Annotated in this window: 22 protein-coding genes and 1 pseudogene; 3 read left to right on the forward strand and 20 right to left on the reverse strand. The window is 37.3% G+C overall.

From position 1 onward, the window contains the following. Nucleotides 1–46: 46 nt before the first annotated feature. The 12 genes from ACQKN2_RS11235 to hpaI form a co-directional block, all read right to left on the reverse strand. Complete coding sequence (locus ACQKN2_RS11235; RefSeq protein WP_427415042.1) at nt 47–433, reverse strand: 5-carboxymethyl-2-hydroxymuconate Delta-isomerase; 387 nt, start codon at nt 431–433, stop codon at nt 47–49. Nucleotides 434–446: 13 nt separating this feature from the next. After that, nucleotides 447–1235, reverse strand: coding sequence for a fumarylacetoacetate hydrolase family protein (locus ACQKN2_RS11240; protein ID WP_427415043.1), 789 nt, complete (start codon nt 1233–1235; stop codon nt 447–449). A gap of 34 nt (nt 1236–1269) precedes the next feature. Next, nucleotides 1270–2028 carry a fumarylacetoacetate hydrolase family protein gene (locus tag ACQKN2_RS11245; RefSeq protein ID WP_427415044.1) on the reverse strand — a complete coding sequence of 253 codons (759 nt, stop codon included), beginning with the start codon at nt 2026–2028 and terminating at the stop codon, nt 1270–1272. Nucleotides 2029–2103: 75 nt separating this feature from the next. Further along, a complete protein-coding gene (locus ACQKN2_RS11250) occupies nt 2104–3660 on the reverse strand; it encodes a solute symporter family protein (protein ID WP_427415045.1) in 1557 nt (518 codons plus the stop codon). Nucleotides 3661–3664: 4 nt separating this feature from the next. After that, nucleotides 3665–4018 carry a DUF485 domain-containing protein gene (locus tag ACQKN2_RS11255; RefSeq protein WP_427415046.1) on the reverse strand — a complete coding sequence of 118 codons (354 nt, stop codon included), beginning with the start codon at nt 4016–4018 and terminating at the stop codon, nt 3665–3667. Between the two features lie 63 nt (nt 4019–4081). Continuing rightward, on the reverse strand, nt 4082–5524 hold the full coding sequence (locus ACQKN2_RS11260) for an aldehyde dehydrogenase family protein (RefSeq protein WP_427415047.1): 1443 nt from the start codon (nt 5522–5524) through the stop codon (nt 4082–4084). 33 nt (nt 5525–5557) lie between these two features. Then, entirely contained in the window at nt 5558–6454 is an 897-nt protein-coding gene (locus ACQKN2_RS11265) for a cytidyltransferase (RefSeq protein WP_427415048.1), read from the reverse strand. 21 nt (nt 6455–6475) lie between these two features. Further along, complete coding sequence (locus ACQKN2_RS11270; RefSeq protein ID WP_323647389.1) at nt 6476–6949, reverse strand: flavin reductase family protein; 474 nt, start codon at nt 6947–6949, stop codon at nt 6476–6478. A gap of 23 nt (nt 6950–6972) precedes the next feature. Beyond that, on the reverse strand, nt 6973–7956 hold the full coding sequence (hpaD, locus tag ACQKN2_RS11275; protein WP_323647390.1) for a 3,4-dihydroxyphenylacetate 2,3-dioxygenase: 984 nt from the start codon (nt 7954–7956) through the stop codon (nt 6973–6975). Nucleotides 7957–7978: 22 nt separating this feature from the next. After that, nucleotides 7979–9451, reverse strand: coding sequence for a 4-hydroxyphenylacetate 3-monooxygenase, oxygenase component (hpaB, locus tag ACQKN2_RS11280; RefSeq protein WP_427415049.1), 1473 nt, complete (start codon nt 9449–9451; stop codon nt 7979–7981). A gap of 27 nt (nt 9452–9478) precedes the next feature. After that, nucleotides 9479–10996, reverse strand: a complete 1518-nt coding sequence (gene hpaE / locus ACQKN2_RS11285; protein ID WP_427415050.1) for a 5-carboxymethyl-2-hydroxymuconate semialdehyde dehydrogenase — start codon at nt 10994–10996, stop codon at nt 9479–9481. Nucleotides 10997–11067: 71 nt separating this feature from the next. After that, on the reverse strand, nt 11068–11994 hold the full coding sequence (gene hpaI / locus ACQKN2_RS11290; RefSeq protein WP_323647393.1) for a 2,4-dihydroxyhept-2-ene-1,7-dioic acid aldolase: 927 nt from the start codon (nt 11992–11994) through the stop codon (nt 11068–11070). Between the two features lie 132 nt (nt 11995–12126). Between hpaI and ACQKN2_RS11295 the strand changes: the two genes are divergently transcribed. Both ACQKN2_RS11295 and ACQKN2_RS11300 read left to right on the forward strand, forming a co-directional pair. Then, the gene (locus ACQKN2_RS11295; RefSeq protein ID WP_427415051.1) at nt 12127–13032 is read left to right on the forward strand and encodes a LysR family transcriptional regulator; all 906 of its coding nucleotides are present in this window, start codon (nt 12127–12129) and stop codon (nt 13030–13032) included. A gap of 778 nt (nt 13033–13810) precedes the next feature. Continuing rightward, nucleotides 13811–14434, forward strand: a complete 624-nt coding sequence (locus ACQKN2_RS11300) for a hypothetical protein (RefSeq protein ID WP_427415052.1) — start codon at nt 13811–13813, stop codon at nt 14432–14434. 66 nt (nt 14435–14500) lie between these two features. Here ACQKN2_RS11300 and ACQKN2_RS11305 read toward each other — a convergent pair whose 3' ends face one another. The 6 genes from ACQKN2_RS11305 to lepA all read right to left on the reverse strand — a co-directional run bounded on the left by ACQKN2_RS11305 (nt 14501) and on the right by lepA (nt 19740). Continuing rightward, nucleotides 14501–14641 carry a hypothetical protein gene (locus ACQKN2_RS11305; protein ID WP_427415053.1) on the reverse strand — a complete coding sequence of 47 codons (141 nt, stop codon included), beginning with the start codon at nt 14639–14641 and terminating at the stop codon, nt 14501–14503. Nucleotides 14642–14657: 16 nt separating this feature from the next. Next, nucleotides 14658–15386, reverse strand: a complete 729-nt coding sequence (locus ACQKN2_RS11310) for a helix-turn-helix domain-containing protein (RefSeq protein WP_427415054.1) — start codon at nt 15384–15386, stop codon at nt 14658–14660. A 480-nt stretch (nt 15387–15866) separates the two neighbouring features. Next, a complete protein-coding gene (locus ACQKN2_RS11315; RefSeq protein ID WP_427415055.1) occupies nt 15867–16406 on the reverse strand; it encodes a hypothetical protein in 540 nt (179 codons plus the stop codon). 146 nt (nt 16407–16552) lie between these two features. Continuing rightward, entirely contained in the window at nt 16553–16813 is a 261-nt protein-coding gene (locus ACQKN2_RS11320; RefSeq protein ID WP_427415056.1) for a hypothetical protein, read from the reverse strand. 171 nt (nt 16814–16984) lie between these two features. Then, nucleotides 16985–17557, reverse strand: coding sequence for a sodium:proton exchanger (locus ACQKN2_RS11325; RefSeq protein WP_427415057.1), 573 nt, complete (start codon nt 17555–17557; stop codon nt 16985–16987). A 356-nt stretch (nt 17558–17913) separates the two neighbouring features. Then, nucleotides 17914–19740 carry a translation elongation factor 4 gene (gene lepA, locus ACQKN2_RS11330; protein WP_427415058.1) on the reverse strand — a complete coding sequence of 609 codons (1827 nt, stop codon included), beginning with the start codon at nt 19738–19740 and terminating at the stop codon, nt 17914–17916. A gap of 486 nt (nt 19741–20226) precedes the next feature. Between lepA and ACQKN2_RS11335 the strand changes: the two are divergent. Next, nucleotides 20227–20480: pseudogene (locus tag ACQKN2_RS11335) on the forward strand (GNAT family N-acetyltransferase); the annotation flags it as partial. Nucleotides 20481–20866: 386 nt separating this feature from the next. Here ACQKN2_RS11335 and ACQKN2_RS11340 read toward each other — a convergent pair. Together ACQKN2_RS11340 and fmdA are read right to left on the reverse strand one after the other, a co-directional pair. Then, nucleotides 20867–21136 (reverse strand): zinc ribbon domain-containing protein, encoded by a 270-nt coding sequence (locus ACQKN2_RS11340; protein ID WP_323647411.1) that lies wholly within the window; start codon nt 21134–21136, stop codon nt 20867–20869. Nucleotides 21137–21156: 20 nt separating this feature from the next. Further along, the gene (fmdA, locus tag ACQKN2_RS11345) at nt 21157–22332 is read right to left on the reverse strand and encodes a formamidase (RefSeq protein ID WP_427415059.1); all 1176 of its coding nucleotides are present in this window, start codon (nt 22330–22332) and stop codon (nt 21157–21159) included. Nucleotides 22333–22372 lie beyond the last annotated feature (40 nt).

Raw genomic sequence — 22372 nt, forward strand, 5'->3', positions numbered from 1 at the left:
GAGCCTTCAATAAAAAACAACAGTAATGAAGATATTAGATTCCTTCTTACTTTTTAAAACGCTTATGAATATTGTTATGCTTGTAAGTACCTTCCTCACTGAATTCAATCAATTCCATCGATAATGCCAGATATCGCCTAGTAAATAGATCAGTGAAATGATCCTTGATTACTTCGAATAGTTCGTCACAAGTTTCTTTCTTATTTTCAGCCGATCTTCCCGCCCCAATTTTTAATATAGCATGAACAAATGCATCATCTTCTGCTCCATCTGCTACTCGGTAATCTTGAAGTTCAACTGCCCTTGATCGAATTCCTCCAGTCGGAAAAAGATTACTACGGCTAATCAAAACATCATTCACTTTTTTAAGCAACTTCGGAATGTCTGCTTCTTCCTTTATGTTATCGGTATACTCCACAATAAAATGCGGCATGTTTTCATCCCTTTCACTGACTATAAATGGCGTTATCACTTTCAGTTCTTAAGAACTGTTTTTCACTAATAATGGTATTTACTAGTCGTCCCACTCCTTCAATTTCAGTAATGACTTCATCCCCTACCTTTGTATCAACTAAGCCCTCAGGCGTACCAGTAAGGATAATGTCGTTTTTATTTAATGTCATAAAACTACTTAAATACTCAATTAATTGCGGAATACTAAAAATCATATCTTTCGTTAAGCCTTCCTGCGTAACTTTTCCATTTACATAAGTACGCAATGTAAGATTCATAGGATCTTCAATATCTTTTGCATCGACTAGCCATGGACCGATTGGTGTACAAGTATCTCTATTCTTTACTTTTAAGTTCGGACGATAATAGTTTTCTAAATAATCACGGATGGCATAGTCATTTGCAACGGTATATCCTGCTACATAATCATAAGCATCTTCTCGTTTAATATTAGTCCCTGAACGCCCAATGACAACTGCAAGTTCACATTCATAATGCATATTGGTAGCCTCAGCAGGTCGGTAAGTCTGACCTCGATGACCAATAAAAGTATTAGGACCTTTTAGAAAAACTAAAGGTTCTGTTGGTGCTTGAAAAGCAAGTTCCTTTGCATGATCTGCATAATTGAGTCCTAAAGCAAAAACGGTTCTAGGTTGGACAGGCGGTAGCCAGTCCACTTCCTCCTCAGAAACAATTTGTCCATTATCAAGTTTCAGGTGACCATCATCTGTTTCAATTGCGTGATGAATGACATCCTGAAATACTACACGTGCATGTTTCATAATAATCGCGCTCCTTTATAAAGCAATGAGATTCTCATTTAACAGTATTTTCTAAATAACCGATTCCATCGATTTCAATTCGCACTCGATCTCCCTCTTTAACAAGTGGAGGATTTTCAGGTACCCCAACCAGTAAAACATCCCCCTCATAAAGCGTCATAAATTCCGAAATTTCAGAAATCAATTGCGATACAGGACGAATTAAATTGGCCGTTGTATTCTTTTGTTTTAATTCATCGTTAACGAATACAGTAATCGTCAACTTATTAGGGTCAGCGATTGCATCGCGTTCAATAATCCATGGACCTACAGGGCAAAAGTTATCCCTTGCTTTTTGTTTAATAGCTGGTCGATAAAAACTTTCATGTGGAATACTCACATCATTTACAATGGTGTATCCTAATACATAATCTAAAGCTTTTTCTTCTGTTACACGAGTAGCATTTTTCCCAATGACAATGCCTAATGAGGCACCTACTTGCAGATGAGATGTATCCTCGGGTAATGGAATTGAAGATTTAAATCCAGTAATGGTGTTCACCGGTTTTATATATAAGACAGGCGCTTTTGGAGGCTGTTTATAAGGTTCTTTAGTTAAAGATGAACCTAATGCCTTAAGCTCGCCACTATAATTTAATAAAGCCCCATATACGGTACCCGAAATTGGCGCCTCCAAAGAGGACTGCTCTACTGTTAAATTTCTATCACCAAGAATAATTGTATTGCTTTGAGGATCTACTTCCACTTCTTTTGTGTGAAGGGTTTCACTAAATTTTATAATTGCCTTACTCATAACTATTCACTCCTCTCATAAACTCGTAAATTCTTCTGATGATTACTTAATCTTATTGAACTTGCAAAACTATCACTAATGATTAACTACACCTTTAACATCATTACCTATATTTGACTTAACGATAATTTCCGAAAAATTATCCTCTACATTTTGTGACTTACGGGCCCCTATTAATGTACCAATATAGCAGCCTAAGAAACCTAACGGTATAGAAAGAATTCCTGGTGATGCAAGAGGGAAAATAGGATTACCAGTAAATAAGGCTACACCTGGTTCTGGATTCCAAACATTTGGGCTTAACATAACTAGACCAATCGTGCTAATTAAACCTATAAGCATCCCAAAGATTGCTCCAGTTTTGTTGAATTTTCTCCAAAAAATAGTTAATAATATAACTGGTAAATTCGAACTCGCTGCTAATGTTAGAGCGATTGATGCTACAAAGGCAACATTAAAATTTTGAAGAAATAGTGATAACGTAATGGCGATAGCCGTGATGACAATCGATGCAAGACGTACCATAAACATTTGCTGTTTTTCGGTTGCTTTCCCGTCTTTTAAAATTTCGTTATAAAAGTCATGGGAAAATGCTGTTGCTCCCGTAACCACAATTCCAGCAACAACTGCAAGAATAGTAGCAAAAGAAACCGCAGAAATGAAAGCAAACATAAAATCTCCGCCAACATACTTTGCTAATAATGGCGCTGCCATATTCCCTGCTGGGTTAGCCTCTATAATATTCGAAGTTCCAACTAGCTTTGCTGCTCCAAACCCAAGGAAAATGACCATAATGTGGAAGAGTCCCATGATCCACATAAGCCAAACAACTGACTTTCTGGCAACCTGAGCATTAGGTACAGTTAAAAAGCGAACTAATACATGGGGTAGACCCGCTGTCCCCAGAATAAGCCCAAGTGTTAAAGAAGCTGCATCCCAACCGTTTTTATATTTCAAACCAGGATTTAAGTAATCTATTCCAAAAGGAGTGGCTGTTTTCATATCAGTAAAAATGCCAATAAAATTAAAATTAAATTTCCACATAACCATTACAAACATAATAAAGGTTCCACCTACTAAAAGAACGGCTTTAATAATTTGAACCCAGCTTGTTGCGGTCATTCCTCCAAACAAAACAAACGCTAACATAGCTACACCAACAATAATGACTGAAGTATTATATGGAATACCTAATAATAATTTGAATAAAGCTCCTGCAGCAACAAGCTGTGCAAGCATATAAAAAACTGAGATGATTATTGTATTGAAGGCAGTTACACCTCGCACTTGTTTAAACTTAAATCGAGCAGTAATCATATCACCTAACGTATATTTCCCAAGATTCCTTAATGGTTCCGCGACTAAAAATAAAATGACAAGAAAAGAAACTAGGGCACCGTACATGAGGAAAAATCCGTCATATCCCGTTAAAGAGAAGGCTCCAATTAACCCCAAAAAGGTAGATGCAGACATAAAGTCTCCAGCTAAAGCAAGTCCATTTTGCCTAGCAGTCAGACCACCTCCAGCTGTATAAAAAGAACCTGCCGTTTTTGTTTTTTTGGAGGCATAGTACGTAATGAAAAGTACCCCTATTGACATGAGTACAAAAAGAAGAATAATATCCCATCCCATATGTCTACAGCCCCTCTTTAACTATGATTTGCTTTACTTTTTCGTCAACTTCAGCAGACTTCTTTACATAAACACTGCATACCGCAAATGACATAAAGATAATTGAAATACCGTAAATCCACGCCAACGTAATGTCTCCTATTACTTGGACGTTTAATATATTTGTAAACAAGGCTAGGAATGGTAAAGCTAGTGAATAAGCCAAATAAAAAATTGTGTATGGAATAATAAACTTTTTCTTATATAAAAGTAGTTGTTTAAAATCCTCCGAAGTGGAAATTTTGTCATAATCTATTTGTTTGTTGTCTTGTTGTTCGATGTCTTTTTTTACACTACTCTGTTCTTTTACTAGCTCCAAATTGATAGCACCTCTTTCCTAATAATTCAATAGGGTTCTTTAATGCTTCTAATTCTTCGATTTTTAATTTCTATTAAAAACTACTAGTTTTAGCTCTGTCATTTCCTCTACGGCATATTTTATTCCTTCTCTTCCAACTCCACTTTCCTTCACACCTCCATAAGGCATGTTATCTACACGAAACGTTGGAATGTCATTAATCATTACGCCTCCAACATGAAGGTTTTCAGCTGCATTTAACGCTGTATGAACATTATCCGTGTAGATTCCCGCTTGGAGACCATATAGCGAATCATTTACTTGCTCAATTGCTTCCTCAACTGTTTGAACTTTATTGATAATAACAATTGGAGCAAACACTTCTTGACACGAAACTTTTAAAGAAGACTCTGCATTTAATAATACCGTTGGCAATAAAATATTCCCTTTTGCGATTCCCCCAGTTGCTACTTCTGCTCCATGTTGTTCCGCCTCATGAATCCAATCTAAAGTACGTTCCACATCTCCTTTTGAAATAAGCGCCGAAACATCCGTACTTAGATCTAAAGGGTCACCAATTTTGAGTTGTTGAGTTGCTTCAACGAATTTTTGCACAAATGTTTCGTACAAACTTTCATGAATATAAATTCGTTGTAATGATATACATACTTGCCCTTGGAAAGAAAAGGCTCCCTTCACACAACGATTAATAATTGAATCTATATCGATCCCTTTATCAATAATAACGGCTGCATTTGAACCCAGTTCTAATGTCACGCGCTTCAGTCCTGCTTTGTTTCGAATACCAATCCCAACAGCTGGGCTTCCGGTAAATGTAATAGCTGCAATTCTATCATCGGTCACGATTTTATCCCCCACGACTCTTCCGCTTCCAGTAATAACATTAAGAGCTCCATTAGGTAAACCAGCCTCCTGTAACAACTCTGCTAAAAAGAAAGAAGATAGTGGAGTTTGAGATGCTGGTTTTAATACAATTGTATTTCCTGCGGCAATGGCAGGACCTACTTTATGGGCAACTAAATTCATCGGGAAATTAAATGGAGTAATAGCTCCAATAACCCCAATAGGTTCACGCACCGTATATGCTACTCGCTTTTCTCCACCTGGTGCTGCATCCAATGGAATTGTTTCTCCATGAATTCGCTTTGCTTCTTCAGCTGCAAACTTATACGTTTGTATTGTCCGTTTTACTTCTTCGATTGCAGTAGCAATTGGTTTAGCTGCCTCTAAAGCGATAATTTCTGCAGCTTCATCTAAACGCTTCTCAAACAAAGCTACCAAACGTTCCAAAATAGCTGCACGTTCGTGAGCTGGCATTTTCGCCATTACTGTCTTTGCACGACATGCCGCTTCAATTGCCTCATTCACTTCTTTTTCATTAGCCTTCGGAATATATGCAATAACATCTCCAGAGTATGGAGATGTTAGAGATGCATGTTCAGTGGCTTCTTGCCATTGACCATCAATGTATAAGTTTTTCTTTCTTGCTTGCACTTTTAAATTCATATTCTACTCCTTTCTGTTTTAGCCTACTTTTAATTAGATCACTAGCTCATCTTTTTTCATGTATTCATTCATTCCGTATGATTCATTCTGCTTGCCATATTTATAATCTAGCCACTTTACTTTAATCCGCTTCTTGTATGGGTATACAGAACAATCATTTAATTGTATTAATAATGAAGGGTGTTGCTCATTTATAGATATTTGGTGGCAGGTTCCATCATAATTATTACCATCTATTTCAACTTGAATATAGTAAATACCAGGTTTAGGCATTCGGTATCTCTTTTTTACTATTAATTTAAGAAACTGATGATTTTTGTAAAAAAGCGAACTTTGATTTACTTCTCCATTAATTTCATAAAAATCGCCAAGGTACATAGGAATCTTTTGCACATGACCTTCATCAAGCAATTTTCGGATTGCTGTTGAACTAATTTTTTCATCAGAATGTTGGATCTTTGGAACAGTCGTTACTTCCAAACTTCCCGGATTATACTCTGATAACGTTTTCATATTACCGAGTCCTTTACAGCCATAATGATAATCAAAGCCTGCTACAACATGTATACATCCAAGTCCTATAATGTATTGTTCAACAAAATCGTTAGGAGAAAGACAGGCAAACTCAGGGCTAAACTCAACAACAAATAACTTCTCAACACCCAGCTTTTCAAATCGATCTTCTTTCAAAGGAAGCGGAGTTAAATAAGTCATTGGCTCCATATGAGGAAAGAGGATATCTTTTGGGTGCGGATAAAACGTCATAACACCAAAGGCGCATTGTTTTTGCATAGCAATTTGTTTTGCTGTTTCAAGAATTTTTTGATGACCGATGTGAACGCCATCAAAAAAACCAAGGGCCAAAACACAAGCTTCCATTTCAGTGAACGTTGATTTATCAATTGAACCTTTGATATAAATTGTCTCCATCGTTTGCCCTCCCCTTATATGTTAAGTTAACTGCGGTGCAGTGATCTGGCCATATTTTCCTGCAAAGAATGTCAGAGGATTTCCTTCACGAAGGACAATATCTTCTACTTCTCCAAGGAATAGCGTATGGTCACCAGCTACTTGCTTTCCATAGACACTGCATACAATATTTGCTAGCGCATCCTTTACTACCGAGATTTCGTTTAGGCGGTCAAATTCTGGTTCACGCTTTTCTTTGATTTGACCGGCAAATAACATAGAAACTTCTTGCTGGTCTTCCGATAAAATATTTACCGCAAATTTACCGGAGCGGTTAATTTTATCTAGCATTTTTGCATTTTCTTTAATCGATATAAGTACGAGTTTCGGGTTTAGCGACACTGACATAAAGGCATTTGCTGTCATGCCATGAGGCTCTCCATCAATGTCCGTTGTAATAACTGTTACGCCAGTTGCAAATTTACCCATCGCATCTCGAAATGTACGATCATCCATTGAAATTCCTCCATTCTTTTTATTTATATAGCTAATTCTGGTTTGCGCTGTGCAAGGTTTGGTGCCGTCGATTGAATTTGTTCGTTGGTTTCAATATCTAAAAACGGAGATGTTTCATTAAACCAGCTGTCCGGTGCTTTTGCACCCCATAATGTTTGACGACGTGGGTCATTTAAATCCCATCGAATTGGCTCGAAGTCATTGTCACTTGTTAAGTAATCTCCGTTATACAGCTCAATACGGTATCCATCTGGATCTCTTAAATACAAGAAGAACGCATTGGATAAGCCGTGGCGTGCTGGACCTCTTTCAATGTTCTCTGAATAGCCAAGAGAAGCTAAAACATCGCAGCAGTGAATTAGAGCAAGTGGATCTGGTAGCCAGTAAGCAAAGTGATGAAGACGAGGACCATCTCCGTTCATAAAGGCTTGATCGTGCACGGTCTGTTTGCGGTGGAGCCACGCAGCCCAGATACTTCCATCTTCTATAGTTGTATATTCAGAACATGCAAAGCCTAGCTCGTTGATAAAGAAGTTGTAAGCTTTTTCTACATCCGGTACAGCACAATTTACGTGGTCAATTCGCTGAATTCGGGCACCTCTGTATAAGTCGTAGCGCTGAAGTAAGCGCTCTGCTTTTTCAATCTTGCAGAAAAACTCAAGAGGCATCCCTGAAATATCATGTACATGCAGTGCGCGCCCAAGAGCATGCTGAGTTCCTTCCTTAAGCCATTTTGTTTTTAAGCCTTTTGATTGAAAGAATTCAGCCAGACGGTCAAGATCTTCTTCTTTTTCTACTTTGTAACCGAGTGCGTGTACCCCTAACGTCTCGGACTTTTTAAGAACCAAGCTGTGGTGTGTGTGTTCTTCAAGCCCTCTCAAATAAACACAGTCGTCCTTTGTTTCCGTTTCAATCATGCCGAGCGCTTTTACATAAAAATCTTTTGAACGGTCTAAATCCTTCACATTTATAACAGTTCTGGCAATACGAATAATATTGAAATCCATACTCCTCATCTCCCTTAGCCGTTTATTTATTTTTAACTAACGCTTCTGATCTATTCAAAAATTCTTTTACACGATCAACATATTCCTGTTTGTCATACCCGTTATAAAGCGTACTTGCCATTCTAACTGGATCACCGAAGAAGAAGCGCTCATAAAGTGTTTGTCGAGTACCGAATGAACTTATACATACATCCCATGCCAAACGATAAAGTTTCACACGATCATAAGCATCTCCAGTGGCTGATTGTAGATACTTATCAAGATCCGGACGAATTTCAGAATTGAAGTCTGATTCTGATGGAATCGCCATTAAGCCACTTGCACCCATTAATTGCATAATTTCTGTAAAGCGAGGGTAAATTTTCGGGAAGTAATGACGTGCTACATTTAACGGTGCAAAATCTGGTGTCATAGTTCCCCATCTATCCACTTTTGCATTTGCTTCGGCAGCAACGACATATGCTTTCATCGTTTCAAGTGCAATAATTACCTCAGAGATTTTCTCCTGTATATGTTGGTATTGGCCAATATTAATTGTCTCTGCCATTAATTGAAGAATACCAAGTACAAACTCTGTTTTCGCGATATTTTTTGATACAACTTGATGTGTCATATGAACAACTGCATTACTTTCATTGTAGGCCTGGTTGCACACATTAACATCACCAAGGGCAAAAACTCGATTCCACGGAACGACAACATCATCAAACACAACAATGGTATCCATTTCTTCAAAGCGAGATCCTAGCGGATGGTCGAAATGAGACTTACCATAATCAAAAGATTCACGACAAATAAATTTTAAGCCCGGTGTGTTATTAGGAATAGAAAATGCAAATGCATATGGATTTTCTTCAGCTGATTGTTTTAACAAAGTAGATGGGAATACCATGATTTCATCGGTAATACCACCTTGAGTAGCAAGTAATCTTGCCCCTTTAATAACGACCCCTTCAGATGTTTTCTCTTTAATCCGCGCTGCAATATACGGATCTGGAAGCTGTGCTGAGTTTACTCCTCTATTGACTTGAGGCTGAATCAACGTATGTGTTAAAGATAAATCATTTTCACGGCAATACTCGTAGTAGTTGGTCATGTTTTCGGCATAAATGGAGTCCTGTTTTCCAAACATTTCTGCAGCTGATCCATACGCCATCATCCCGACATTAATGTAATCAGGAGTACGTCCCATCATGCCACCATTATATTTCGCCCATTCTTGCATCATTTTGCGACGTGTCACTAAATCTTCTTTTGTTTTTGGCTGAATAAAAGATGTACCTACTCGTTCACCAGTTGTTGGAGATTCATATGTCATGTAATCCTTTTTGTCTGGATCATGTTGTAAATCGTAAAGTTCTGCCTGTGTTTTCATAACTCCTTTAAAAGCTGGATGTTCAGAAATCTTCCCTTCTACTCGTTTGCCATCAAACCATATATTTGCCTGTGCATTATCAACTCTTTCAATATATTGCTTCCCTGTTTTTGCTGGCATTATTGTTTCCCCCTTAAAAAATAGTGTTTACTTCCCAAATTGCGGAATATGATGGTCACCTATAGCGATATGGATTACCTTTGGTTCTGTATAGAATTCAAACATTGCGTAATGACCACCCTCTCTTCCAATTCCACTATCTTTCATACCGCCAAATGGAATTCGAAGATCTCGTACGTTTTGAGCGTTAATCCAAAGCATACCTGCTTCAATAGCATCCGCCATACGATGTGCTCGTTTTAAATCTTTTGTCCATACAAAACCAGCTAGTCCGTAAGATACGTCATTTGCCATATGAAGTACTTCTTCATCTGTTTCAAATTCGATTACGGCCATAACGGGACCAAAGATTTCTTCCTGACATACTCTCATGTCATTTTTTGCATTTAATAAAAGTGTCGGTGGTACAAAATTACCTGCCTTTACCTTCTCCGGAACCACTCCCTGAACTACTTCACAACCTTCTTGTTTAGCGATTTCTATATATTTTTTTACTTTGTTGTAGTGACCTTTTTCAATTAGCGGACCAAGCTCAGTTGATGCATCCATTGGGTCACCGATTTTAATGTTTGCGACACGTGCTTTTAATTTTTCAACAAATTGATCTTTAATATTTTTATGCAAGAATACTCTAGAATTGGATGTGCAACGTTCCCCATTAAAAGAGAAAATCCCCCATATTGCTGCATCTAGAGCTCGTTCAAGATCTGCATCATCAAATACAATTAAAGGTGATTTCCCACCAAGCTCCATCGATGTTTTCTTTAAAGTATCCGCAGAGTTTTTAATAATAGTGGAACCTGTCGTCGTTTCACCTGTAAATGAAATCGCTTTCACATTTGGGTGAGCAACAAGAGCAGCACCTGCTGTTTCTCCAAAGCCATGAACGACATTAAAGACTCCATCAGGAACTTTAGCTTTATGAATAATTTCAGCTAATTTATTTGCAGTCAATGGTGAAAGTTCAGCTGGTTTTAGAACAACAGTATTTCCAGTTGCTAATGCAGGCGCTACTTTCCAAGTCTCTAACATGAATGGGGCATTCCATGGAGTAATTAACCCTATAACTCCTAATGGTTTATAAACTGTATAATTAACGAATTCATCATCCATTGGGTAAGATTCGCCATGCAATTTTGTCTCAACCATACGTGCGTAGAAGCGGAAATTTTCTGCAGCACGTGCGGTTTGATTTCTTGTTTGGCTAATTGGCAGACCTGTGTCTAATGATTCTAAGAAAGCAATTTCTTCAATCTCCTCATCGATGAGATCTGCAATTCTATTAATATATTTCATTCGTTCTTTCATTTTCATCTTGCCCCACGGACCATTCTCAAACGCTTCTTTTGCTGAAAGAACAGCTTGATTTATATCCGCTTCACGTCCCTCAGCAATATAGTTGTTTATTTCATTGGTAAATGGATTTTTATTTTCAAAAGAAGCACCTGATTTACTGTCGACAAACTGTCCATTAATATAGAGTTTTATATTTTCTACTTGCATGTGTTCGTGATTTTTTTGAGTCTCAGTTACTTGAACTTGCATGTGATTACACTCCTCATTCTTCTCTTACTCCTATAACAAGGAGTAAGAGAATTTTTTTAGATTTCGAATGATTATTTAGTTACAATCTCATTTGATAAAATGCCATATTGATTTAAAACTTCACGAATTTCGTTTTGAAGTGCCTCAGATGGTAAATCCATTGGCTTGCGTAAAACTGGCGTAATTTTACCCATCATGCCCAGCGCTGCTTTTACTGGACCAGGGTTAGTTTCTTTGAATAACACATCATTTAATGTCATTAATTCATAATGAAGATTTAAAGCTTTTTCAGCGTCGCCTTCCTCCCAAGCATTGTGCATTTCTGCTACTTTCGCTGGTGCAACGTTTGCTGTGGCACTAATAGAACCTTTTCCACCGATTGTTAACATTGGGTAGCAAAGAAGTTCAATTCCCGAGAATAGACTAAAATCTCTACCACAATTTAATAGCACCCGATTGACATGTTCAAAATCTTTATTTGACTCTTTGGCACCAATAATGTTCGGGCAATCTTCAACAAGTCGAGCCATTGTTGTTACTTCCATATTCACCCCTGTTCTTCCAGGAATGTTATATATAATAATTGGAATATCCACGGCATCGGCAATAGCTTTATAGTGTTTATATAATGCTTGCTGGGAAGGCTTGTTATAGTATGGAACAATGACCATCGCAGCATCTGCTCCCATTTCTTGAGCAGCCTTTGTTAGTCGAAGCGCTTCATTATGATTAACTGATCCCGTTGCTGGTATAAATGGAACTCGTCCGTTAATCGTTTTACTTGCTGTTTCCATCACAAGCTCTCTCTCTTCGATCGTTAGAGAACTAGGCTCCCCAGAAGTCCCGGTTACCGAAATACCATGGCTCCCACTTTCTATTTGCCAGTTAATTAAACTTTTAAATGTCTGTAAATCTAAACTTTCATCTTCCTTGAATGGTGTAATAACTGGTGCAATCGAACCTTTTATACTTTCTTTAGCTTTTTGAATTCTAGACATTTTATCTTCTCCTTTTCTACCTTTTCATGGAATCATTTTCAAGATTAATGTATCATTAAGTTTGAAATATTTAAAATATTTAAAATGTTTGTAGTGCATATGAAATAAATATGCTTTCTAAGGAGGAATTTCATGGATATAAGACAATTGCGATACTTTGCCACTATTGTTGAAGAAGGCCAAATCACTAGAGCAGCAAAAAAATTACATATGGCCCAACCCCCCCTTAGTCAACAGCTAAAAGCGCTGGAAGAAGAACTTAGTACTATTTTAGTAGTACGAAATGGAAAGAATATAGAACTAACAGCAGCAGGAAAAGTTTTGTATAAGAGAGCTACCAATCTTTTAAGTCAGATTGATGAAATAATTATGGAAGTGAAAGAAGTAGGAGAAGGTCTTAAGGGTACCTTATCAATTGGAACTGTAAAAACATGCTTTTCTTACCTACCTGAACGCATTCGTTTTTTCCGAGAAAAGTATTCAAACGTTACATTTCGTTTACACGAAGGGGATACCTATCGATTATTACAAGATTTAAGAAATAGGCATATTGAGGTTGCGATAGTCCGGTTACCTTTAGAAGCAGAATCAGATGACTTATCCTCACTGCCATTACCTCCGGACCATTTTGTAGCCGTTATCCCTGAGACGTGGAATTATGAAAATACAATAAGACTTGATGAACTTTCAAGTATGCCACTAATGTTGCTACAACGTTTTAAGGGTGTTGGTCAATACGAACTGGTTATAGAAGCTTGTAGAAAATATCACTATGAACCAAATATTGTCTGTCAATGTTCAGACGCTGCTATGATTATGTCCCTAGTTAGAGAAGGTGTCGGTGCTTCCTTACTTCCAAGGTCTGTCTTACATTCATTTTCTATGAATGGCCTAAAAATATTGGAGCTTGAAGAACTTAGTATTCAATCAGATTCCGCCGTTATCTGGTTGAAGGACCGTTACCTTTCAAAAAGTGCTATTAAATTTATTGAAACTTTTAAGAGGGACTACACTTTAAATATTTCACAAGTAGAATGACGCAAATAATTTCATGATTGTATAAATCATATGTGTTGAATCAGTTTTAAAGATTTTAATTACTATCCCATTACTTGAACCTTACTATTGGGTACATTTCAACCAAAGTAAAAAATACCCGCCTAAGATTCCTCTTAGACGGGTATCATTTAAAATTTTGCTTGTATATTTCTTTTCTCTTCTTGCAGTATTTCTAATAATGGAAGTATAAAAAAGATTAGGACACAGCAGATCGGCAACTAATGAAGACCTACTAACTAGTTAATCTATTTTTTAGAATAATTACATGTATAATTGCACCAATATATCGGTTTTTTATCTTGTGTGAATTGTGCTTCTGTAACGCCCATACTTTGGTTCTCACGTTTTAATAAGCCCTAGCCTTTTGCCATGGTTCACACTATTGATCTCTTTTTTCTACTCTTTTTAAATAAAAAAAGTTCGGTGAAATTGATGATGTAATACTGTATTCCCTTCTTGAAGTATTGCTATATTACAGTAGATTTTTTCGTATCATTTTATTTCCGGCAATCCTTTTAATATCAAGGGATTGTCGGTTTATTTTTACCCTATTTTATTTTTCTATAACTGTTTATATATCACGTTTATTTGCTAAACACGGTGGCATGAAGGTGGCAAAACACATTAAGACCACCCATCACGGAGTGGTCTTTTTATTGGTTAACGAATTGAACACTTCTTTAAAACTTTAGATAGTTGGGTGACACATCCGTTTAATTACATGCTTGAATATAATGATAAAAAAAGAGGTGTTAATATGAATTCAAATAATAATGGATGTCATCAATCAGGTTGTGATTGTCAACAGTGCAGTAATGGGAAAATCAATTGCACTGGAATTAGACCGTTCAGGGCTATTGACGCGGCATGTATACCGCCTGTTATTCCAGAACCACCAAAAGAGGAGACTTTGGTTGCATATGGATCATTTTACAAACCCGATGGATTCAATGTACCGGTAACAACTTCAGGACAGAAAGTTATTTTCACGACACCTGGTCCGTCATTAAATGTAGACCCTGCTCCCGTTCCTAATAATACTACTGATCTTCAAGTTGCCGCTAATGGCGTATATGAAATCAGTATGGACATCACAGTCAATCTTTTTAACTCATCTACTGATCCTACCGGTACGATTGTGAATTTTGCATTGTTCATCAATGATTTTACGCTTGCGACTAATAGCGATTTTGAATCTATAAACGCTATTACCACTTCACTCGGCGATCAATCTGCAAGTTTAGTTATGGATAACACAATAGGAAAAACAATACTACTTCGATTAAACAAAGGTGATAGACTTAGTATCAGGGTCACATTTGTCGATGGAAGCGTCGCGTATAGATTCCCAACATTTGTCGTTAATAAAATTGCTGATTGAAATCATACAGGCTGACTCGAAAGTGTCGGCTTGAATGCCATTTAGCTGTACAGTGTGTTTTATTCTTTATCTCCGCACAATGTATCCTATTACACGAGGCGCTATTACGGCGTTCTTCTTATCAACAGTTTTGTTAACAGTTGTGGAAGGTTTTTTAATTGGTTGTTCTAAAAAATCCTCCATAGTCATTTGTTTTTGTTCTTTCATACCTATACTCCCCTCTCTACCATTCCAGCCAATTTTCTAAGTTTGGTCTGCTATTTATTCGTGTACGATCATCACGCTCATTAAGCCAGTTATAAAATGGTACTGGACGTTCTCTATTCACCGTTTCTTCTATATATGAGGATTTATTCGATTTATTACTTAATCGCTCTACAGTTTTACTATATGCCCCTGTGAACACAGCTCTTAATGTACTAGCAACTGTAAGTACACCTTCTTTAATATCCATAGCAATTTTGAATAGTACGTTCTTAGCTTTTACAAATTCACTTACATTTTCTATTTGTGAAGCCACTACACATTTATGTAATTCATCTTTTAAGTTATCTGCTAATGGCAAGCTATTCATGAAATCGAATAACATCACTTGCCACTCATTCATGTACTCTTTTTTCTTTTCAGCTTGCAAAGCTATTTCATTACCAAGACTCATAATATTATTTGCTTGTTTAGAACTTAAAAGATTAAAAGAGTTTAAAGATAGGTTTTCTGAAAAAGTTTCGGAAACCGCGTCATTACTGATGGCCCGCGCTGTCTCTCGTTGGGACACGCTCGATGGGACATAAGGTAAGATGTGATAAATACTAGCCCCTTTTATGCCGTTTAATTTTGTTCCAGGTAACTTCTCAATGATGCCTAACTCAACTAATTTCTTTACGCTACGATATACAGTCTTTATGCTGATTTCCAATGATGCAGCAATAGTAGCAGCCTTTAAGTGACACACTCCTGGTTGTTCTAAACTGTGAGGAGCAAGGTCAGTGAGTATTTTGGAAAACTAATATTCGTAATGATAAGGAGACTCAACAATATGTAATTTGGAACTATGATCGTTACGATGTATTTCCACAAATTGTTATAGATAATCTTTATGTAATATCGAATAAACTTGCTGAACTAGACCAAATGGTTAGTATATCTATGGATACGACTAAAAAAGAGAGAGAAAATTTTGATTGATTTAGGAAAATAAAAGTATCTAATCATCTTTATATTCCAAGGAACGAGTCCCTTTACTGGCTCTGCTTTATTTAATTCCATTAATCCTGTGCCTCCTGCTCACTCGCAGCAAACCTATAAATTACCAATAACATAATTTACATTTAATAACATTTTAACAACCACGCCCGATTTTTTTAAACTATTTGGTCAGACATGGAAAAAAGGTCAATTTCTTATGAAGATAATCGACCTTTCTTATAATTAGCTAGCTTACTTTAATCAGGTTAATTGAAGCAGCTAGAGCGGGACCATCGCAAGTAGTGAAGGGGGTTAATTGTACATTCCTTAATTGGACAGTTCCACCGGCAGGGATAAATATAATTGTTCCTCCAGAAACTGGTGTGCATAAAGACCTATCGGCTTCGAAGTCTTGAACACCAAATCTAGTTTGAATAGGATTGACCTCACTCCCATTCACAAATACTCCCATAAGTGCATCAACGGCTGTAGCTGGAATAAGTTCCACAAGTGCATAGTAATCAATATAATAATCACCTGCCTGGGCGACTTCAATCGTAACTGTATCAGGATTCAAAGTTATTCCAGCCGTTCGTCCAATACCGTTCCATGGCATTGGTTGATTAGCGTTAAGCGTTACGGAACCTTCGTGGAAGAAATTCCCGTACGACGGTGTTGCCTGTGGGGGGATTTTCCCTATATCTATTGCTTTCAATACTTCTGATTCCGGAACAACATTACTACATGGTTCACAATTGCTGATTGAACGTTTTTTATGTGAACTCAAAAAAACGCCTCCTTTTTTATGTGCTCTAGTAATATATTCAAACTAAGCTCGTTCTGATTCTGTTAAATCGTAATAGTGAACCGCCATGTCGTCCTCCACACTCTTATCCATATCTGTTGGTCAATTCCTCCGACAAGGTATCCTAATTACGCCATTGTGCCGCCAATTATTGATGTATATAGTGTGTCTGTTTTCATCTGACACCTTCTTTTTCTGCATAATAAAAGCCCTCCACAATTTGTGGAAGGCATAAAAAATAAAGCTAGCTTATGGTAAGCTTGAAAGGAATCTCCAAAAACTTTAATAATCTTGATACGTCTTTTTGTTACTTCACCAGATTTAGCTAAGTACATCATATTTAAAAATTGGTTACGTTGCATTGCTTTAATCAATTGTTCTTTCATCATTCCACACACTCCTTCAAATAAGAACGTTTGTTTGTATCTATATTAGAACATTCGTTTGTGTTTTGGTAAGTGAAAATTTATGAAATTAAAAAAGACCAAGCTCAAAATTATTGATTGCCTAGCCCTTCTCATTTGTTTATATGATTACTAAGTAGATCACCTTTCCTAATTTCATATGAAAATAGTTCGTTGAAACTGGCGATGTAACACTGTATTTCCTTCTTGAGGTATACCTAAATTGTTAATACCCCAAGTATTTACAATACATGGATCACCTGGAGTGACAGGGTCAGTAGGGGTGAAAGGATTAGTAGGAATGATTGGAACAGGTGGCAATGTCACTAGTACTTCATAACATGGATCAACTGGTTGCCAAGCATTTTGCGGAGTTGCATGAACAGTGAGAAGTTGTTTAGCTGGAATGGTAAATGTAAGAGGAGTTGCTGTTCCATCAAAAAGTGAAGATTGAGATTCTCCACATAAGAATGCATCTTTTGGCATCTCTTCTTGGGCACAATTTTGCCAATCTAATACCGAAACTGTTACTGTTTGGGGTGCGTCTGTTTTATTTAAAAGAGTGACAATAATCGTCTCTGTAGCTGGATTTCTCCATATTGCTCCTGTCGTAAAAGTATTAGGAACTGAAGGCTGAACAAAATTCCCACGACAAATAGGACATGAAGAAACTTTATTTAAACGAATTACATTTTTTGTGCAATCGCAATTACAGCAAGATTCCATCATCGCATTACTCCTTTTTAAATTTCAGCTTACTAATATTAGTTTATGATAAATGATTCATAAAGTTTTGGTTATTTGCAATGTAACAATTTATTAATGCAGAAACAATAACATTGCATCTGTTATAACTTAAATAATTTTTCCCTTACAGTAAATACAGACCATATGATGATTAAATACAAAAAAGCCCAGGCTCAAAATTAATTGAATACCTAGGCTTTACACTTATCGTTGTGCAATTCCAAAAGACTTATAAATTACTGACACAATTTTAAAGCGGTGGCAAATCGGTGGCAATCTCCACCCTACTGATATAAAAACACACATTTAAAATCCTTATGAACGCTGTTATATCAACGTTACTTCGAATCATCCATCTTCAGAACAGCCATGAATGCTTCTTGTGGTACTTCGACTGAACCTACTTGTTTCATACGTTTTTTACCTTCTTTTTGTTTATCAAGAAGTTTTCGTTTACGGGAAATATCCCCACCGTAACATTTTGCTAAAACGTTTTTACGCATCGCTTTAATTGTGGAACGAGCGACAATTTTTTGTCCAACTGCTGCTTGAATTGGCACTTCAAATTGTTGGCGTGGGATTAATTCTTTTAATTTTTCAACGATGACTTTACCTCGCTCGTACGCAAAGTCACGGTGCACGATAAAGCTTAGTGCATCGACTTGCTCAGCATTTAACAAAATATCCATCTTCACTAGGTTTGAAGTCTGATAACCAATGAGTTCATAGTCAAATGAAGCATAGCCCTTCGTATTTGACTTTAAATAATCAAAGAAATCATAGACGATTTCTGATAACGGCATTTCATAAATAATGCTGACACGTGTTGTATCAATATAATCCATTGTCATAAAATTACCGCGCTTTAATTGACAAAGCTCCATTACAGCTCCTACATAATCGTTTGGTACCATAATTGTAGCTTTTACATATGGTTCTTCCACGCGATCAATTTTTTGAGGATCCGGCATAAATGACGGGTTGTCAACCTTAACTGTAGATCCATCTGTCATTTGAACATTGTAAATTACAGATGGTGCTGTTGTAATTAAGTCAATGTTAAATTCGCGCTCGATACGCTCTTGAATAATTTCCATATGTAGAAGCCCTAAGAAGCCACAACGGAAACCGAAGCCAAGTGCTTGTGATGTCTCTGGTTCATATTGTAGTGCAGAGTCATTGAGCTCTAGCTTTTCTAACGCTTCACGTAAGTCGTTATATCTTGCTGTATCGATTGGGTATAGTCCACAGTAAACCATTGGATTTAAACGGCGATAACCTGCTAATGCCTCAGCCGCAGGGCGATTGGCAAAGGTAACTGTATCCCCCACACGAGTATCACCTACATTTTTAATGGAGGCTGTTAAATAGCCTACGTCACCAACTGTTAATTCAGACTGTGCTACAACTTTCGGTGTGTGTACACCAACTTCAATAACTTCAAATTCTGCTCCAGTAGCCATCATTCGAATTTTATCGCCTGGTTTTACTGTACCATTCATGATTCGAATGGAAATAATAACACCTTTATAAGCATCATAAACAGAGTCAAAAATAAGGGCTTGTAACGGTGCATCTGGATCACCAGTTGGTGCAGGCACTTTCTCTACAATTTGTTCTAAAATATCTTCAATCCCGATACCTGCTTTAGCAGAAGCTAAAACCGCTTCAGAAGCATCTAACCCGATTACGTCTTCAACTTCTTGACGTACACGTTCTGGATCCGCTGCTGGTAAATCAATTTTATTGATAACAGGTAAAATTTCTAGGTCGTTATCAAGCGCTAAGTATACATTTGCTAGTGTTTGTGCTTCAATACCTTGTGCTGCATCGACAACTAAAATTGCACCCTCACAAGCAGCTAAACTACGTGATACTTCATATGTGAAATCGACGTGTCCTGGTGTGTCGATTAAATGGAATATATACACTTCACCATCTTTAGCTTCGTACTTTAATTGGACTGCATTTAATTTAATCGTAATGCCTCGCTCACGCTCTAAATCCATTGAGTCAAGGAGCTGTGCTTTCATTTCACGAGATGTTAATGATTTCGTTTGCTCTAAAATACGGTCAGCAAGCGTTGATTTCCCGTGGTCAATATGTGCAATAATAGAGAAATTTCGTATATTTTCTTGTCTTTTTAAACGTGCTTCTCGGTTCATCTTTTCCACTCCTAATTAAACTATAATGAATTATACTATGAACGATATGCAAAGTACAACAGCAACTAGACTCGAAAGCCTATAATATCAATACTTAAAGTGTTTTAAGCGGTTTTTAGATTTTGCAAGATACGGCATATAAATGCATGGATTTGGGGCCAAATTGAGGCTAATAAAAATATGGCGAGCGTGTGTACAGGAATGCGTGAGTAAGAAAGATTGAGACTAGTTGCTTCGGTCTTTTTTTGTGGGTAAATTATAAGAATAGCTCACTTACATAAAAATAGCACTGCTTGGTACAGTGCATTTCTAGGTACATTCGATAACCCTTCACAGATAATTGTGGGAGGTAACTTTATTTTCTAAATAACTACAGTTAGAACAAAGGTAATCTTTATTTATAAATATAGCACTGTACATATTTGTCCAAGGAATATGTTCAGAACATCTTTCGCATTTATCTACATATTTATCACGTAAAATACCATTGTTTATCCGATTAATAATAAATTTTACGAGTATAATTCAAAACATTTCCCGAAAATTTACGAGGCAGATATCAAGAAATCGACCGCTTCCTCACAGATGAAAATGATCAAATCCACGTCGGCATATTAGGAGAAATTTGTTGGAAATGGTTAGAGATCCATACACTGATGATTGATGAAGATATTCGCGGATTATGTTACGGTTCTAACTTATTATTAGAAATCGAACAAATTACTTTAAATAACAAATGTTATGCCTCTCCGTTTGTCAGAATTGTGTCTAAGTTTAGTCCATGCCAGCTGTTAAACCGCTTGGCGCTTTAATAGTGCACTTCAAGACTCCACAAAAAGCTGATTGGCCATTTTACAACGGGCAATCAGCTTTTTTGTCGTTTAGAGATGATTAATATACGTTGAATTGAACTACTCGCCACTTAGCTAACGCTTGAAGTGGGAGTCTTCTGTCGGGATCTGATAAAAAATCCTACCGACAACGCTCGGCGCTTGGGGATACCACCCGCAATAAACTAGACAGAAAACTACTGTCAGTCTTATTATTTTCGCCTATCACAGTAGGCGACTTCGCTGAATGATAGAATAGCATCTTTATCCAATATATCCAGTAAAGCAATAGGTGCTTACCCGAATTGCCACGGACGATTTGCGCCCGCCTTTTTCCTTGGCTTATTGGTCCCTAATTCTTCTCGACTCATAATTTGCGGTTCCATTCCCTTTTCGATTTGCGAACTAAGTGCTCTCGAAAGTGTATACACATTCGGTGCAAAATAGACCCGATTTGACTCTAATTGGCAAATAGGACAAGTTGATTTGTCTTTATTCCCTGCCATTGATTTAAAAAATAACGTAAAATCTCCACAATCATTGCAACGAAATGTGTAACTAGGCAAGAATAAACCTCCTTATCCTATCATTTTGGCATAATATTTTTATCGAATATTTTTGTAGGGATTGCAATGGTACAACAAGCATTTGGAACATCGACTATGCCATTGATTCGACTTTCAACTGGTGCTGTACTCAGCAACATATAGGCTTGTTCACCTGTATAACCCAGCGTTTTTAAATACTCAATGGCATTCAAGCATGCCCGACGAAACGCAAGATTAGCATCTAAATAATGTTGTTTCCCATCCTTATCTACTGAAATCCCTTGGAAAACGAGAAAATCATTATAGTTTGGATCTACTGGGCCCGGTTGGAATACAGGATTCTCGTAAATTTTATAGGTTTCCATGCCACCTTTAATGACATCCACCTTTAGATCAATCCAACCTGCCATCTCGATACCACCACAAAATGTGATTTCTCCATCCCCTTGTGAAAAATGAAGATCTCCTACCGATAACTTCGCCCCCTCCACAAATACTGGGAAGAAGATTTTCGACCCTTTAGATAGATTTTTAATATCACAGTTCCCGCCATTTTCCCTTGGTGGTACTGTTCGAGCTCCTTCCTTAGCTACTCGATCAAACTCAGACCCTTTTAATGTGCCGAGCACTGCCCTCTCCGGAGTCGGTGCATTGGCCAACGTTGGAACCCGGGCCGGGTTGGTCATGATGAGTTCTTTTTCTCGTTCATTCCATTTTTGCAAAAGCTCCATAGAGGGAGCAACGCCTATTAAGCCAGGATGGATAATCCCAGCAAACTTCACACCAGGTACATGTCTCGAAGTCGTATAAATGCCTTCAAAATCCCAGATTGATTTAGCTGCTTCTGGAAATTCGTCAACTAAGAAACTTCCCCCATTCTCTCTTGCGAAAATGCCGTTAAACCCCCACGCCGAATCTTGAAAAGTACCAACATCTAAAATATCTACGACAAGTAAATCTCCAGGTTCAACGCCGTTCACATAGACCGGTCCACTCAACACATGAACACGTGCAAGATTCACATCCCGAATATCATTTGGACTATCATCATTTTTAATTTGTCCATCTGTCCAATCTTTACATTCCATTCTAAAAGAAGTGCCTGGATCTACTGAAAATGCTGCTGGTATGTCTGGGTGCCATCGATTGTGACCAGGATGCGCCTGTTCTTCCATTGATTTGCTTAAATCTAGTTTGTACAGAGTTTTCACCATTTGATTTACTACCCCCAGTTTCTATGTAAGTGATGTATGC

This window comes from Lysinibacillus sp. NPDC093688, assembly GCF_050280145.1.
Classification (GTDB): domain Bacteria; phylum Bacillota; class Bacilli; order Bacillales_A; family Planococcaceae; genus Lysinibacillus; species Lysinibacillus xylanilyticus_B.